Below are 14,793 nucleotides of genomic sequence, written 5' to 3'. Positions count from 1 at the left end.
CACCAGTACCGGGTGCGTTTCCGGATCGATGGCGAATTGCGCGAAATCGCTGCGCCGCCGGTGGCCATCAAGGACAAGCTGGCTTCTCGCATCAAAGTCATCTCAAAACTCGACATCTCCGAAAAGCGCATCCCGCAAGACGGGCGCATGAAGCTGAAGGTCGGCCCGGACAAGGTGATCGACTTCCGCATCAGCACCCTGCCCACGCTGTTCGGCGAGAAGATCGTGATCCGGATCTTGGACCCGAGCAGCGCGCAGATGGGCATTGAAGCGCTGGGTTACGAGCCCGAAGAGAAGGAAAAGCTGCTGGAAGCGATCCACCGGCCGTACGGCATGGTGCTGGTGACCGGCCCGACCGGTTCGGGCAAGACGGTGTCGCTCTACACCTGCCTGAACATCCTGAACCAGCCCGGGGTGAACATTTCCACGGCGGAAGACCCGTCGGAGATCAACCTGCCCGGGGTGAACCAGGTCAACGTCAACGAAAAGGCGGGGCTGACCTTCGCCTCGGCGCTCAAGGCCTTCCTGCGGCAGGACCCGGACATCATCATGGTGGGCGAGATCCGTGACCTGGAGACGGCGGACATCGCCATCAAGGCGGCGCAGACCGGGCACATGGTGCTGTCCACCCTGCACACCAACGACGCGCCGTCCACCCTGACGCGGATGCTGAACATGGGCATTGCGCCGTTCAACATCGCGTCCAGCGTGAACCTGATCACCGCGCAACGGCTGGCGCGGCGGCTGTGCAAGCAGTGCAAGGTGCCGATCGAGGACCTGCCGGACGTGGCCCTGCTGGAAGCGGGCTACCGGCCCGAGGATCTGGACGGCAGTTGGAAGCCTTACAAACCGGTGGGCTGCAGCGCCTGCAACAACGGCTACAAGGGCCGGGTGGGCATTTACCAGGTGATGCCGATCACCGAGGCGATGCAGCAAATCATCCTGCGCGGCGGCAGTGCGTTGGAAATTGCCAACCAGGCGCGGGCCGAAGGTGTACGCACCTTGCGCGAATCGGGGTTGCAAAAGGTTAAACTGGGTATCACGTCACTGGAGGAAGTGCTGGGCTGCACCAATGAATGACGGACGCGCGCCTCCGACACACACACCGACACCGCGGGGGAAACATGGCCACGGCTAGCAAAAGCGTCAAGGAATACGTGTTCGAGTGGGAGGGCAAGGACCGCAACGGCAAGACCGTGCGCGGGGAATTGCGCGCCGTGGGCGAAAACCAGGTCCAGGCCAGCCTGCGCCGCCAGGGCATCCTGGTGCAGAAGGTCAAGAAGCGCAAGATGGCCTCGGCCAAGCGCATCAAGCCCAAGGACATCGCCATCTTCACCCGCCAGTTGGCGACGATGATGAAGGCCGGTGTGCCGCTGTTGCAGGCCTTCGACATCGTGGGCCGGGGCAACCCCAACCCCAGCGTCACCAAGCTGCTCAACGACATCCGCACCGACGTGGAAACCGGCACCTCGCTGAGCGCTGCCTTCCGCAAGCACCCGCTGTACTTCAACGCGCTGTACTGCAACCTGGTGGAGGCCGGTGAGGCCGCGGGTATTCTGGAAGACCTGCTGGACCGCCTGGCCACCTACATGGAGAAGACCGAGGCGATCAAGAGCAAGGTCAAGTCCGCGCTGATGTACCCGACGGCAGTGATCGTGGTGGCGTTTGTGGTGGTGGCGGTGATCATGATCTTCGTGATCCCGGCGTTCAAGGAGGTGTTCTCGTCCTTTGGCGCCGACCTGCCCGCGCCCACGCTGGCGGTGATCGCGATGAGCGAATTCTTCGTCGCCTACTGGTGGCTGATTTTTGGCGGCCTGGGTGGCGGCATTTACTTCTTCCTGCAGGCCTGGAAGCGCAACGAGAAGGTGCAGCGCTTCATGGACCGGCTGCTGCTGAAGGTGCCGGTGTTTGGCGCGCTGGTGGAAAAGTCCACCGTGGCGCGCTGGACGCGCACCATGGCCACCATGTTCGCCGCCGGCGTGCCGCTGGTGGAGGCGCTGGACTCGGTGGGCGGGGCCTCGGGCAACTCGCTCTACGCCGACGCGACGGTGAAGATCCAGCAGGAGGTGTCCACCGGCACCAGCCTGACCATGGCCATGACCAACGCCAACATCTTCCCGTCGATGGTGATCCAGATGTGCGCCATCGGCGAGGAATCCGGCTCCATCGACCACATGCTGGGCAAGGCGGCCGATTTCTACGAAGCCGAAGTGGACGACATGGTGGCCGGCTTATCCAGCCTGATGGAGCCGATCATCATCGTGATCCTGGGCACGGTCATCGGCGGCATCGTGGTGTCGATGTACCTGCCCATCTTCAAGCTGGGGCAAGTGGTTTGAGCCCGACGACGGCCTTGCGCCTCGCCACCTGGAACGTCAACTCCCTGGGCGTGCGCCTGCCGCAGGTGCTGGACTGGCTGGCTGCGCAGGCCGCCGCCGACCAGCCGGTGGACGTGCTGGCGCTGCAGGAACTCAAGCTGACCGACGACAAATTCCCGGCCGAGGCGCTGGCCCAGGCCGGCTACCACGCGGTCTGGTTCGGCCAGAAAACCTACAACGGCGTGGCCCTGTTGTCGCGCACACCGGGCCGCGACGTGGTGAAGAACATCCCCGGCTTTGCCGACGAGCAGTCGCGGGTCATCGCCGCCACCTACGGCGAAGGCGCGGCCGCGGTGCGCGTGATCGGCGCCTACTTCCCCAACGGCCAGGCCCCCGGCAGCGACAAGTTCGCCTACAAGATGCGCTGGCTGGAGGCCTTGCGTGCCTGGGTCGCCGACGAACTGGCCCGCCACCCCCAGCTGGCGCTGGTGGGCGACTACAACATCACCTTCGACGACGCCGACGTCTGGGACCCGGACGGCCTGCGCGACACCATCCACTGCACCACCGAGGAACGCGCGCACCTGCAGGCCCTCATCGGCCTGGGCCTGCACGACGCGCACCGGCTGTTCCCGCAGGTGCCCAAAAGCTACAGCTGGTGGGACTACCGCATGCTGGGCTTTCAGAAAAACCGCGGCCTGCGCATCGACCACATCCTGGTCAGCGACGCGCTCAAGGCGCGTGCCACGGCTTGCACCATCGACCGCGCGCCGCGCAAGCTCAAGCAGCCCAGCGACCACGCCCCGGTGGTGCTGACGCTGGACTGAAGCGCCCGCCCGGCGACCCGCCTGTTCGGCCGGGTGGCGCGGGGCTCACTCCAGGTGCAGTTCCTGGATCTTGCGGGTGATGGTGTTGCGGCCGATGCCCAGCTTCTGGGCGGCCTCGATGCGCCGGCCCCGGGTGGCCTGCAGCGCGGTCTGGATCAGCCGCGACTCGAAGCGGCGGCTCAGCACGTCCCACACGTCTTCCCGGCCGTCCGACAACAGGGCCAGCGCCTCTTGCTGCAGCCCGCTTTCCCAGCCGGCCTCGGGCGACACGGCCACCGCCGCCGGGGCGGCGAGCGGCGCGGCCACCGGCAGCGAAACGTGCAGGGGTGCAGCAGCGGGGTGCGCCGCCTGGGCCGTGGCCACAGCGGTCGCGGCCGGTGGCTCGGCGCCCGTCGCGGCCGCCCCCACGGCGCCGGCCGGCAGGGCCCCCAGCACCTCGGGGGGCAGGTCTTTCACGTCGATCAACTGCGCCGGCGCCATCACGGTGAGCCAGTGGCAGATGTTTTCCAGCTGGCGCACGTTGCCGGGGAAGTCGAAACCGCACAGCACCTGCAGCGCGGCGTCGGAAATCCGCTTGGGCTCCACGTCCAACTGCTTGGCGCTGACCTGCAAGAAAAACCGCGTCAGCACCGGCACGTCCTCGCGCCGTTCGCGCAGCGCCGGCAACCGCAGCCGGATGACGTTGAGGCGGTGGAACAAATCCTCGCGGAAACCGCCTTCCTTGACCTGCTGCTCCAGGTTCTGGTGGGTGGCGGCCACCACCCGCACGTTGGCCTTGACCGCGCTGTGCCCACCGACGCGGTAGAAATGCCCGTCGCTCAGCACCCGCAGCAGACGGGTCTGCAGGTCGAACGGCATGTCGCCGATTTCGTCGAGGAACAGGGTGCCGCCCTCGGCCTGCTCGAAGCGGCCGCGGCGCATGGTCTGCGCGCCGGTGAAGGCGCCGCGTTCGTGGCCGAACAGCTCGCTCTCCAACAGGTCTTTGGGAATGGCCGCGGTGTTGATGGCCACGAACGGCCCCTTGGCGCGCGGCGAGTGCTTGTGCAGCGCGCGCGCCACCAGCTCCTTGCCAGAACCGCTCTCGCCGGTGATCAGCACCGTCACGTTGCTCTGGCTCAGCCGGCCGATGGCGCGGAACACGTCCTGCATCGCCGGGGCCTGGCCCAGCATCTCGGGCGCGGCGCTGAGGCGCTCCTCGGCCACCTCCTCGCGCTGGCTTTCCTCCACCGCGCGGCGGATCAGCTCCACCGCCTTGGGCAGGTCGAAGGGTTTGGGCAGGTACTCGAAAGCGCCGCCCTGAAAGGCCGACACCGCGCTGTCGAGGTCGGAAAACGCGGTCATGATGATGACCGGCAGGCCGGGCATCTGCTTTTTCACCTTGTCCAGCAGCTCCAGGCCGGAACCGCCGGGCATGCGGATGTCGCTGACCAGGATTTGCGGGCCCTCGTCGTCCGCGTCGGCCAGGGCGTCGAGCACCTCGCGCGGGCTGGTGAAACTGCGGGTGGGCAGGCTTTCGCGCAGCAGGGCTTTCTCGAGAACAAACCGGATGGATTGGTCGTCGTCCACGATCCAGATGGGTTTCATGCGCGCATTCCTGTACTTGTCATCGGTCCCCCTGCCCCTTGTTCGTGTCTGTGGCGTCACCTCGGGCTCGACTGGCCACCGGTTTCAAGGCAGGGGGATCAACAACTTGAAATCGGTGCGGCCCGGCTCGCTGTCGCACTCGATCAGGCCGTGGTGCTGCTGCACAAAGGTTTGTGCCAGTGTCAGCCCCAGGCCAGAACCGCCGTCGCGCCCCGACACCAGCGGGTAGAAGATGCGGTCCTTGATCTCGTCGGGCACGCCGGGCCCGTTGTCGATCACATGCAATTCCAGTGCCAGCCGGTAGCGGCGCTTGCCGAAAGTCACCTGGCGCTGCACCCGGCTGCGGAACACCAGCTCGGCGTCGCCCGCGGCGATGCGGTCCTTGAGCGCGTGCGCCGCGTTGTGGGCGATGTTGAGCACCGCCTGGATCAGCTGCTCGCGGTCGCCGCGGAACTCGGGAATGGAGATGTCGTAGTCGCGCACCACCTTCAGGCCGCGCGGGAATTCGGCCAGGATGAGGGCGCGCACCCGTTCGCACACCTCGTGGATGTTGACGTCGCCCACCACCTGGGCCCGGCGGTGCGGCGCCAGCAGCCGGTCCACCAGGGTCTGCAGGCGGTCGGCCTCGTGGATGATGACCTGGGTGTACTCCACCAGTTCGCGCGAGTCCAGCTCCATCTGCAGCAGTTGCGCCGCGCCGCGGATGCCGCCCAGCGGGTTCTTGATTTCGTGCGCCAGGTTGCGGATCAGCTCCTTGTTGGCCTGGGCCTGGTCGATCAGGCGCTCCTCGCGCTCCTGCCGCGCCTGCTGCTCCAGCGGCAGCAGTTCCACCACCAGCTCACCGGGCACGTCGCTCTGCGCCAGCACCACGTGCACCGACAGCGGCTCGTGGTTCAGGCGCTTGAGGTGGGCGTCGTAGCGGATGACGGCATATTCGTTCTCGCTGGCGCCCTGCAGCGCGTTCTGCAGCAGCTCGGGGGCGGTGAACCAGTCGGTCAGCGGCACCCCGGTGATGCTGCGCCGCGACAGGCCAATGGCGTCTTCCAGCGCGTTGTTGACGAACTGCACGTGGCCGGCCGGGTCGACCACCGCCACCAGGGTGGCCAGCATGTCCAGCGCCTGGAAGCGCTGAGACAAGGCCGGTTTGGTCTTGCGCGGGGCGGCCCGGGTCATCGCGCCGCCGGGGCCAACCGGCCCAGTTCGCGCTGGATGCCGGCGACATCGCTCTCGGCCCGCTCCAGCCGGGCCTTCAGGTCGGCCACCCGCTCCTGGTAGCGCTGCGGGTTGCTGCGCTCGCTGGCCAGGCGCTCCGGCTGGCCGCTGTTGTACTCCTCGCGCAGGTCGCTCAGGCGTTCCTCGGCGCGGCGCAGTTCGGTGGTCAGGATCTGCCGGGCGTCGCTGTCGCGGGCGCGCTGCTCGCTGCTGTCCACCCGCTCGCCCGGGCTGCGGGCGGCGTTCGCTTTGGCCGGCGCGGCGCCGGGGCGGGCCTCCGCCGCCGGACTGCCGGCAGCGGCCGGGCGCGTGCCTTCGACGATGGTGAGGTTGCCCCCCTCCACCAGCCGGCAACCGCGCGCCTGGGCGTTGCCCGGGTTGTTGGTGTATTCGTTGCCGCAGCGGTAAATCGGCGACTGGGCCAGGGCCGGCCCAGCCCCCCACAGCAGCAGGCCCGCCGTCACAGCGAGCAATCGGGTACGGGTCACAGTCATGGATGGGTCTGCACAGCGGGTTACGGGCGCCACGCGCCCACACAGCTCAGGGATTTCCAGTATCGCCGAAAAGTGCCCGGGCGCCCGCCGTGGGCGGCCCACAACGCAAAAGGGACGGCTTGCGCCGTCCCTTCAGGGCCTGTGCCGGGCGAACCCGATCAGAGGCTGAAGTACATGTCGAACTCGCAGGGCGACACTTCGACGCGGCTGCGGGTCACGTCCTGCATCTTCAGTTCGATGTAGGCGTCGATCATGGAGTCGGTGAACACGCCGCCCTTGGTCAGGAAGGCGCGGTCCTTGTCCAGGTGCTCCAGCGCCTGGTCCAGGCTGTGGCACACGGTCGGCACCAGCTTGTCTTCTTCCGGCGGCAGGTGGTACAGGTCTTTGGTGGCGGCTTCGCCCGGGTGGATCTTGTTTTCCACGCCGTCCAGACCGGCCATCAGCAGCGCGGCAAAACCCAGGTAGGGGTTCATCATGGGATCGGGGAAGCGGGCTTCCACGCGACGGCCCTTGGGGTTGGCCACGTAGGGGATGCGGATCGAGGCCGAGCGGTTCTTGGCCGAGTAGGCCAGCTTCACCGGGGCTTCGAAGTGCGGCACCAGGCGCTTGTAGCTGTTGGTGGTCGGGTTGGTGATGGCGTTCAGGGCACGGGCGTGCTTGATGATGCCGCCGATGTAGTACAGGGCGAAGTCGCTCAGACCGGCGTAGCCGTCACCGGCGAACAGGTTCTTGCCGTCTTTCCAGACCGACTGGTGCACGTGCATGCCGGAACCGTTGTCGCCGTGGTAGGGCTTGGGCATGAAGGTGGCGGTCTTGCCGTAGCTGTTGGCCACGTTCTGGATCACGTACTTCTGCAGCACGGTCCAGTCGGCACGCTCCACCAGGGTGGAGAACTTGGTGCCGATTTCGTTCTGACCCGCGCCGGCCACTTCGTGGTGGAACACCTCGACCGGGATGCCCAGGGATTCGAGGATCAGCGACATTTCGGCGCGCATGTCCTGGGTGCTGTCCACCGGGGGCACGGGGAAGTAGCCGCCCTTGGTGGTGGGACGGTGACCGCGGTTGCCGCCTTCGAGCTTGGCGCCGGTGTTCCAGGGGGCTTCGTACTCTTCGATCTGGTAGAAGCTGCGGCCGGGCTCGGTGCTCCAGCGGACTTCGTCGAAGATGAAGAATTCGGGTTCCGGACCGAAGAAGGCGGTGTCGCCCAGGCCGGAGGACTTCAGGTAGGCTTCGGCGCGCTTGGCGATGGAGCGCGGGTCGCGGTCGTAGGACTTGCCGTCGGCCGGCTCCAGCACGTCGCAGTTCAGGATCAGCGTGGTTTCCTCGAAGAACGGGTCGATGTTGGCCGTGTTCGGGTCGGGGATCAGCTGCATGTCGGAGGCTTCGATGCCCTTCCAGCCGGCGATCGAGGAACCGTCAAACGCGTGACCGGAGACGAACTTGTCTTCGTCGAAGTGGGACACGGGCACGGTGGTGTGGTGCTGTTTGCCACGGGTGTCGGTGAAGCGGAAATCGACGAACTTGACGTCGTTCTCTTGCACCATCTTCATCACGTCTGCGACGGTCTTGGCCATCAGATATCTCCTGGTCAGGAAAGGACAATAAAACTGGACTGTTCCGGGTCAGCAGGAACCATGCCAACCCACCCCCCTCAGGGGCGGGGCCGGGCCCCACCGAAGAAGCACTTTTTTGGTGCATTCAATCACATTTTTGGTGCAAACTTCAACGCACCATTTCGGGACCGAGCCGGGCGCTGTGGGCCTGCAGGCCCATCAGCAGCGCGGCGTAGGCCACGTCCACCAGTGTAGCCGCACCCTTGACGCCGAGCTCGATGTGGCGGCCGTAGGTGGGGTGGTCCACGCTGGGCAGGCTGAACACCTTGATGCCGGGGTGGTCGGCCTCGATCTGCTCCATGAGCGGCGTGAGGGTGGCCTCCAGGGCACCAAAAACGATCACCGAGCGCTCGCGCTGCGGCACCCGCCCGGGCCGCCCGGCGTGGTCGCGGTCGAGCACGGCGGCGATCATGGGCCAGGCCATGACCGGGAAGCCGGGCACGAAATGCACCTCGCCACCGCCAGGGCCCAGGCAGCTGAAGCCCGGGATCTTGTTGTAGGGGTTGGGCAGGATGCGCGCGCCCACCGGGAACACGCCCATGTTGAGCCGGTGCACGTTGTCGGGTCGGTCCGGGTCGAAGGTTTCGCCCTGCTCGCGCGCGACGTCGCGCATGCGTTCTTCGATCAGCGCCCGGGCCTCGGGGTGCAGGGCCAGCGCCACGCCCAGCGCGGCGGCGGCGCACTGGCGGGTGTGGTCGTCGGGCGTGGCGCCAATGCCGCCGCAGGAAAACACCACCTGGTCGCTGGCGAAGGCGTCGCGCAGGGCGGCGGTGATGGCGGGGCGGTCGTCGCCAACGTAACGCGCCCAGGACAGCGCCAGGCCGCGCTCGCCCAGCAGTTCGATGACCTTGGGCAGGTGCTTGTCCTGGCGTTTGCCGGAGAGGATTTCGTCGCCGATGATGATCAGGCCGAAGCCGGGCATGGGGGAGTCGGTGGTCATGGGGGGTCAGGGCAGTTCGCGGGCCTGCACGTCGATCACCTCGCCAGCCGGTGGGCGGGCCGGGGTGGGTGCGGGTGGGGGTCCGGGGGGCAAGGCGTCTTCGGGCGCGGGGCCGGCCGGCGGCGGCGCGCGGCGGGCGGCCTCCAGCGCGGCCAGCAGGTAGTGGGCGAACCAGAGCGAGGCGAAAGCGAACACCAGCGCGTAGATCCAGATGGCCAGCGGCACCAGCAGCGGCGCCAGGGCAATGAACATGGCGCCCGAGGCCCACAGCAGCGTGGGCGCCGCGCCCAGGTAGCCCGACAGCACACCCATGGCCAGCAAAGGCACGCGGTGCTGCTGCAGCAAGGCGCTGCGTTCGGCGGCGCTGGCGTGTTCGGCCAGGGCGTCGAAGGCGAAGACGCGGTAGGTCAGCCAGCCCCAAATGAGGGGCGGCAGCACCAGCACCAGGGGCGGCACCAGCCAGAACGGCAGCGACAGCAGCAGCGCGCCCAGGGCCAGCAGCGTGGACCAGAGCGACCAGGCCACGCTGCCCAGCAGCGAGCCGCCGCGGCGGCGCTCCAGCGCGGGAAAGCGCCGCTGCGCCACCAGATCGACCATGGCCGGCGTCATGAACAGGGCCACCAGCAGCAGCGCCATCACCACGATCAGCGGCGTGGCCAGCACCAGCACCACCAGCGGCGCGAACACGCCGCGCAGGCTGCCGATGCCGGCCGACTCCAGCCAGTTCAGGGCGAAGGAGACCAGTTCCCAGGTCTCCAGCCAGACCATCACCGCGGCAATCGCTGGATCCCAGAAAAAGTAGCCCAGGGCGAAGGACGCCGCCACCATCAGCAGCAGGGGCAGGACGGACAGGGCGATGACGCGCGGGTGCAGGCAATAGGCCACCGAGCGCCAGAATGAACCGAGCAACAATTGCATGGCGCCTAGGATACAGGCAAGCCCGGACCGGCCCGTTACGATGCGGCCATGACCGCGACACCCCCTGTCCCTTCGCCCTCGGCGGCCCCGACCGTGCAGGTCCACGGCGTGGCCCTGGAGCTGCGCCACCTGCCGGCCACGCGCCCCGGACGGGCGCCGCTGCTGTTCCTGCACGAAGGGCTGGGGTCGGTGGCCTTGTGGCAACAAAGGGGGCGCGACTGGCCGGCCGAACTCTGCGCCGCCACCGGCCGGGCCGGCTGGGTCTATTCGCGCCGGGGCTACGGCCAGTCCGACCCGATCGCCGACGTGCGCGGCGCGGGCCGCCACGGCCCCGACTACATGCACCGCGAAGCCTGGGACACCCTGCCCGCACTGCTGCAAGCCTGTGGGGTGGCACGGCCGGTGCTGGTCGGCCACTCGGACGGGGCCACTGTGGCGCTGCTGCACGCCAGCCGCCACCCGGTGACGGCCTGCGTGGCCCTGGCACCGCACGTGTTCGTGGAAGACGTGGCGCTGCGCGCCATCGAACAGGCGCGCCAGGCCTACCTGCACGGCGGCCTGCGCGAGCGGCTGGCGCGCCACCACCGGGACGTGGACAGCGCCTTCTGGCAGTGGAACGACGTGTGGTTGTCGCCGGCCTTCCGCGCTTTCGACATCCGCCGCGACTGCGCGGCCATCGCCGCGCCGCTGCTGCTGGTGCAGGGCGAGGACGACGAATACGGCACCCTGGCGCAGTTGGACGAAATCGAACGGGCCGCGCCCCACACCGTGCGGCAGGTGCTGGCGGCCTGCGGCCACAGCCCGCACCGCGACCAGCCCGACGCGCTGACGCGGGCCGTCGCCGGTTTTCTGGCGCCGCTGCCCTGAGCGGGTGCGGCCTCAGGCCTTGGGTCGCGCGGCGGTCAGGCCCGCCACCTCGGCGGCGCTGAGCCAGCGCCACTGGCCGGGCGCCAGGTCGGGTGGCAGCACCAGGTCGCCGACCTGGCTGCGGTGCAGGGCCTCCACCCGGTTGCTGACCGCGGCCACCATGCGTTTGACCTGGTGGTATTTGCCTTCGGTCAGCGTCAGGCGCAGGCCGTGCGTGCCGACGGCCTCGCAGGCCGACGCGCGCACCGGCTTGGGGTCGTCGTCCAGCACCACGCCGGCCAACAGCCGCTCCACCTGCTGCGGGGTGACCGGGTGCTTGCAGGTGGCCTCGTACACCTTGGGCACGTGGTGCTTGGGCGAGGACAGGCGGTGGATGAACTTGCCGTCGTCGGACAGCAGCAGCAGGCCGGTGGTGTCCTGGTCGAGTCGGCCCACGGCCTGCACCCCACTGGCCGCGCCCGACGGCCGCGAGCGCAGGGGGCTGGGCAGCAGCGTGTAGATGCTGGGCCAGGCGCCGGGCTTTTGCGAGCATTCGTGGCCGGTGGGCTTGTGCAGCATCAGGTAGGCATGGGCCTGGTAAACCCAGCGCTCGCCCTGCACATGGAACACCAGGCCCTCGGGGTCCACGTCTTCGGTCGGGTCGCCCACCGGGCGCGGTGGGTCGCCCAGGGTGACGCGGCCCTGCTGCACCAGGCCGCAACAGACGCGGCGGGTGCCAAAGCCTTGGCTGTAAAGCATGTCCTGCAATTGCATGGCCGCGAGCATACCGCCAAAGCCCGGGGGCGCCGCGGGGCAGGGGCGGCGCTGACACGAAAGTGCCGTGCCGATCGGCGACAATTTCGGGTTGCATGCGGCGCGCATGCCCCCTTACCCCGCCCATGAAACACCGCCTGAAACGCCTTCTGCCCACCCGCGACAGCCTGCTGCAGCACCGCTGGCTGGGCTGGCTGGGGCCGCGCCTGCAACACCCGCGCCTGTGGCACATGAGCCGCAAGGGCATCGCGCTGGGCCTGGCCCTGGGCATGTTTTTCGGCCTGCTGATTCCGGTGGCGCAGATCCCGTTTTCGGCCACGCTGGCGGTGCTGCTGCGCGCCAACCTGCCGGTGGCGGTGGCCAGCACGCTGGTGACCAACCCGGTGACCTTCGGGCCGGTGTACTACGGCGCCTACAAGCTGGGCAAGCTGGTGCTGCTGGAAGACCACCCCAGCCAAGAGGAGCTGCAAGGCCTGCTGGAGCAGCACGCGGCACACCAGGCCCAGGAAGCCGAAGCAGGTTTTTGGGCCGGCTTGCAGCACGCCCTGGGGCAGCTGGGTCAGGTGGGCAAACCGCTGGTGGTCGGTCTGGCCATCGTGGCCAGCTGCACCGGGGTGGCGGTGTACTTTTTGGTCAACCTGCTGTGGACGCTGAAGGTGCGCTGGTCGCGCCGTCGGCGCCTGCAGCGCCGTCCCGGCGCGCGCTGAGTCAGACCAGCGCGGCCTGCTTCCAGGCGGCCTGGGCCGCGTCGCCGTCGCCGCGCTCTTCGGCCAAGCGGGCCAGGCTGCGCCAGGTGCGGCGGCGCAGTTCGGCGTCCTGCAGGCCGCGGCTGGCCTGCTCCAGCAAGAAGGTGGCCTTGCCCCACAGCCGCTGCTGCAAAAAGACTTGGCCCGCCAGGTACTGCAAGCCGGCGTCGTCAGGGCGGGCGCGCTGGGCCTCTTCCACCCGGGCCAGCCACTGGGCGTCCAGCCGGGGCAGGGCCGATTCCAGCAGCACGATCCAGCGGCGGCGCTTGCCGTCCGACAGGCCGTCGTAGCCCTTCCAGACGCTGACCAGGGCGTCCTGCACCAGGCGCTGCACGGCGGGCGGCCAGGGCTCGCCGTCGCGCGTGGCAGAGCCGGCCAGGGCCTGCCAGCGCTCCAGCATGGCCAGGGCCAGGTCGGGGTGGTGGCGTTCGGCGCTGTCCAGCCCCTGCCACAGGCGCTGCAGCTGGGTGGCGTCGTGGGTGTCACGCAGGGCGTCGAGCAGCAGGCCGCGCAGCACGCTGTCGGCCGCGTCGCGGGTGAAGGCGCGGTGTTTGGCCAGCAGGCGCACCATGTCGATGGCGCCGTCGGTGTCGTGGCGCAACTGCGCCAGCCGGAGCTTGAGACGCACCGCCTGGATGCGCCGCGCCACGCCCTGGGGCAGGTCGGCCAGCCAGCGCTGGGCGGCGCCGGCGTCGCGCGCCTCCAGCGCCCAGGCGGCGGCGCGCAGCAGGGCGCCTTCGCGGGCCGGGCCGGCCTCGGGCGGCTGACCGGGAGCCACGGCAGCGGCCAGGGCGCGGTCGCGCCGGTCGTGGCTGCCGAGCGCGTGGGCGGCTTCGGCCGTCAGCAGGTGGGCCAGCACCTCCAACTGGGCGCGGTGGATCACGCCCTGCGGCGGCAAGCTGGCCAGCAGCTCGGTGGCCTGCTGGGCCGCGCTCTGGGCCCGCACAAAGCGGCCCGACAGCTGGTAGGCCAGCGCATCGAGCACCTGGGCGTAGACCGCCCGCTCCATCTGGCTGGCGCGCCAGCGCTGGGCCTGTTCGGGCAGGCTGCGCAGCAGGGCCAGCCCGCGCAGGGCCAGGTACAGCAGCACGAAGCTGCCCACCAGCGCGAACAGCACCAGGTTGAAGGACAGGTCGATGCGGTAGGGGTGCCAGAACAGGGTGACGGTGGCGTGGTTGTCGCCGACCAGCAAGGCCAGGGCCACCGCCAGGGCGGCGATGAAGAGGAACCAGAACACGCTTTTCATGCCGACAGCTCCGGGGTCAGCGGCCGCTGGCGGCCACGGCCAGGGCGGCCAGGGTATCGTCGGGCCGGGGCAGCGCTTCCTGGCGCAGGTCCTGCTGCAAGCGGGTGAGGGTCTGCAGGGTCAGGCGGGTGGCGGCGGCTTCGGTGTCGAAATAACGCTCCACCAGGCGCTGGGTGGTCTGCACGTCGGCCTGGGCGGTGTCGAACTGGCGCGCCAGCAGGCCCAGGCGGGCGTTGAGCAGCAGCAACTTGAGGTTTTCGCGCAGGTAGTAAGACTGCTCGGGCGCCAGCAGGGCAGCTTCGGGCTGGTCGATGCGGCTGACGCGCACCAGGTCGGCGGTGCCCTGGCGCAGCTGCGCCCACCAGCGCGCCGCGGTCTGGCTGCGCCAGGCGTTGAAGCGGGCCCAGGCCTGGTCGAAACCGGAAGGGGTGGTTTCCGGCGACGCGGCGGCGGGCTCGGCCGGTGCCTGGGCAGGGTCGCCCGGGGGCGCAGTCAGGGGCTTGGCCGTGGCTGGGGTGTCGGTGGCTTGGACGGGGGTCGTGTCGGCTGAAGACGGTGGCCCGGCTTGGGCGGCAGCAGGGGTGCCCGCAACGGCAGCGGGGGCCGGGAGGCCGCCCACCGCGTTGCGCAGCGGCAGTTCGTCAAGACCGCGCACCAGTTCGTCCAACCGGCTGGCCAGGGCGGGCACGTCCACCAGCGCGGCGGCGCGGATGCGCTCCACGTCGCGGGCGATGGCGCGCTGCACCGGGTTCAGCCGGGGCTGGGCGGCGCGTTCGATGCGCTGCTCGGCGCCCTGCAGGGCGGAAATCAGCGGCTGGGCGCTGCCGGTCAGCTGGCTTTGCTGCAAGGCCAGGCGCACCGCGGCCTCCAGGTCTTGCACCAGGCTGTCGTCGCGCGAGCGGGAGACGCTCAGCATCAGCTCCTCGAGCTGGCTGCGCTGCAGGGTCACCTCCGACAGGCGCAACTCGGCCACGCCGAGCCGGGCCTGCAGTTCCTTGGCCTGGGCCTCGGCCTGGGCGGCCAGGGCGCGGGCCGAAGCGGCCTCGGCCAGGGTGTCGGTGCTGCGGCGGGCCAGGGCTTCTTCGGTTTTGCCCAGGCGCTGCCAGAGCAAGCCGGACGCACCCAGCGCAGCGGCGGCCAGCACCAGCGCCAGCCAGAGCGGCAGCGTGGAGGGCCGACCCGGGGCCGGCGCGGCCATGGCGGCGCCCGCCAGGGGGCTGGGGGCCGCGGCGGGGCCGGCGGGTGGCGGGGGGGTGTCGTCGGGGTAAGACATGG

General features: G+C 69.4%; 14 protein-coding genes. 5 read left to right on the top strand and 9 right to left on the bottom strand.

Features of this window, described 5'->3' with window-relative positions; translation table 11 throughout:
* The 3 genes from HA630_RS22515 to HA630_RS19080 all read left to right on the top strand — a co-directional run.
* The coding region (locus HA630_RS22515) for an ATPase, T2SS/T4P/T4SS family (protein WP_208300174.1) at nucleotides 1-1,080 on the top strand (1,080 nt) is incomplete at its 5' end.
* A gap of 44 nt (nucleotides 1,081-1,124) precedes the next feature.
* Complete coding sequence (locus tag HA630_RS19085; protein ID WP_166836861.1) at nucleotides 1,125-2,339, top strand: type II secretion system F family protein; 1,215 nt, start codon at nucleotides 1,125-1,127, stop codon at nucleotides 2,337-2,339.
* A gap of 14 nt (nucleotides 2,340-2,353) precedes the next feature.
* Nucleotides 2,354-3,145 (top strand): exodeoxyribonuclease III, encoded by a 792-nt coding sequence (locus tag HA630_RS19080; RefSeq protein ID WP_166836859.1) that lies wholly within the window; start codon nucleotides 2,354-2,356, stop codon nucleotides 3,143-3,145.
* A 45-nt stretch (nucleotides 3,146-3,190) separates the two neighbouring features.
* Here HA630_RS19080 and ntrC read toward each other — a convergent pair whose 3' ends face one another.
* The 6 genes from ntrC to HA630_RS19050 form a co-directional block, all read right to left on the bottom strand.
* Entirely contained in the window at nucleotides 3,191-4,729 is a 1,539-nt protein-coding gene (ntrC, locus tag HA630_RS19075) for a nitrogen regulation protein NR(I) (protein WP_166836857.1), read from the bottom strand.
* A gap of 84 nt (nucleotides 4,730-4,813) precedes the next feature.
* Nucleotides 4,814-5,902, bottom strand: a complete 1,089-nt coding sequence (glnL, locus tag HA630_RS19070; protein ID WP_166836855.1) for a nitrogen regulation protein NR(II) — start codon at nucleotides 5,900-5,902, stop codon at nucleotides 4,814-4,816.
* Complete coding sequence (locus tag HA630_RS19065; protein ID WP_243855529.1) at nucleotides 5,899-6,435, bottom strand: hypothetical protein; 537 nt, start codon at nucleotides 6,433-6,435, stop codon at nucleotides 5,899-5,901. The genes glnL and HA630_RS19065 overlap by 4 nt, the downstream gene beginning before the upstream one ends.
* A 158-nt stretch (nucleotides 6,436-6,593) precedes the next feature.
* Nucleotides 6,594-8,009, bottom strand: a complete 1,416-nt coding sequence (gene glnA / locus HA630_RS19060; RefSeq protein WP_166836853.1) for a type I glutamate--ammonia ligase — start codon at nucleotides 8,007-8,009, stop codon at nucleotides 6,594-6,596.
* A gap of 148 nt (nucleotides 8,010-8,157) precedes the next feature.
* On the bottom strand, nucleotides 8,158-8,988 hold the full coding sequence (locus tag HA630_RS19055) for a molybdopterin-binding protein (protein WP_243855528.1): 831 nt from the start codon (nucleotides 8,986-8,988) through the stop codon (nucleotides 8,158-8,160).
* A 6-nt stretch (nucleotides 8,989-8,994) separates the two neighbouring features.
* Complete coding sequence (locus HA630_RS19050; RefSeq protein ID WP_166836851.1) at nucleotides 8,995-9,906, bottom strand: EI24 domain-containing protein; 912 nt, start codon at nucleotides 9,904-9,906, stop codon at nucleotides 8,995-8,997.
* Between the two features lie 48 nt (nucleotides 9,907-9,954).
* Here HA630_RS19050 and HA630_RS19045 point away from each other — a divergent pair, with 48 nt between their 5' ends.
* A complete protein-coding gene (locus HA630_RS19045; RefSeq protein ID WP_166836849.1) occupies nucleotides 9,955-10,773 on the top strand; it encodes an alpha/beta fold hydrolase in 819 nt (272 codons plus the stop codon).
* A 12-nt stretch (nucleotides 10,774-10,785) separates the two neighbouring features.
* Here HA630_RS19045 and HA630_RS19040 read toward each other — a convergent pair whose 3' ends face one another.
* Entirely contained in the window at nucleotides 10,786-11,526 is a 741-nt protein-coding gene (locus tag HA630_RS19040; RefSeq protein ID WP_166836847.1) for a 16S rRNA pseudouridine(516) synthase, read from the bottom strand.
* Nucleotides 11,527-11,651: 125 nt separating this feature from the next.
* On the opposite strand from HA630_RS19040, the gene HA630_RS19035 reads away from it, so the two are divergent.
* Nucleotides 11,652-12,233: a DUF2062 domain-containing protein gene (locus HA630_RS19035; protein WP_166836845.1), complete on the top strand. Its 582-nt coding sequence runs from the start codon at nucleotides 11,652-11,654 to the stop codon at nucleotides 12,231-12,233.
* A gap of 1 nt (nucleotide 12,234) precedes the next feature.
* On the opposite strand, the gene HA630_RS19030 is transcribed toward HA630_RS19035, so the two are convergent.
* Nucleotides 12,235-13,518, bottom strand: coding sequence for a heme biosynthesis protein HemY (locus tag HA630_RS19030; protein ID WP_166836843.1), 1,284 nt, complete (start codon nucleotides 13,516-13,518; stop codon nucleotides 12,235-12,237).
* Between the two features lie 16 nt (nucleotides 13,519-13,534).
* A complete protein-coding gene (locus HA630_RS19025) occupies nucleotides 13,535-14,791 on the bottom strand; it encodes a uroporphyrinogen-III C-methyltransferase (protein ID WP_166836841.1) in 1,257 nt (418 codons plus the stop codon).
* Nucleotides 14,792-14,793: the final 2 nt, after the last annotated feature.

The sequence above is a fragment of the Aquabacterium sp. A08 genome (assembly GCF_011742065.1).
This window is presented reverse-complemented; position numbering and strand designations above follow the sequence as displayed.

Coding starts and splice junctions, on each gene's coding strand:
- glnL (WP_166836855.1), bottom strand. CDS start 5,902: ATGACCCGGGCCGCCCCGCGCAAGACCAAACCGGCCTTGTCTCAGCGC.
- HA630_RS19065 (WP_243855529.1), bottom strand. CDS start 6,435: ATGACTGTGACCCGTACCCGATTGCTCGCTGTGACGGCGGGCCTGCTG.
- HA630_RS19055 (WP_243855528.1), bottom strand. CDS start 8,988: ATGACCACCGACTCCCCCATGCCCGGCTTCGGCCTGATCATCATCGGC.
- HA630_RS19030 (WP_166836843.1), bottom strand. CDS start 13,518: ATGAAAAGCGTGTTCTGGTTCCTCTTCATCGCCGCCCTGGCGGTGGCC.
- ntrC (WP_166836857.1), bottom strand. CDS start 4,729: ATGAAACCCATCTGGATCGTGGACGACGACCAATCCATCCGGTTTGTT.
- HA630_RS19035 (WP_166836845.1), top strand. CDS start 11,652: ATGAAACACCGCCTGAAACGCCTTCTGCCCACCCGCGACAGCCTGCTG.
- HA630_RS19025 (WP_166836841.1), bottom strand. CDS start 14,791: ATGTCTTACCCCGACGACACCCCCCCGCCACCCGCCGGCCCCGCCGCG.
- HA630_RS19085 (WP_166836861.1), top strand. CDS start 1,125: ATGGCCACGGCTAGCAAAAGCGTCAAGGAATACGTGTTCGAGTGGGAG.
- HA630_RS19045 (WP_166836849.1), top strand. CDS start 9,955: ATGACCGCGACACCCCCTGTCCCTTCGCCCTCGGCGGCCCCGACCGTG.
- glnA (WP_166836853.1), bottom strand. CDS start 8,009: ATGGCCAAGACCGTCGCAGACGTGATGAAGATGGTGCAAGAGAACGAC.
- HA630_RS19040 (WP_166836847.1), bottom strand. CDS start 11,526: ATGCAATTGCAGGACATGCTTTACAGCCAAGGCTTTGGCACCCGCCGC.
- HA630_RS19050 (WP_166836851.1), bottom strand. CDS start 9,906: ATGCAATTGTTGCTCGGTTCATTCTGGCGCTCGGTGGCCTATTGCCTG.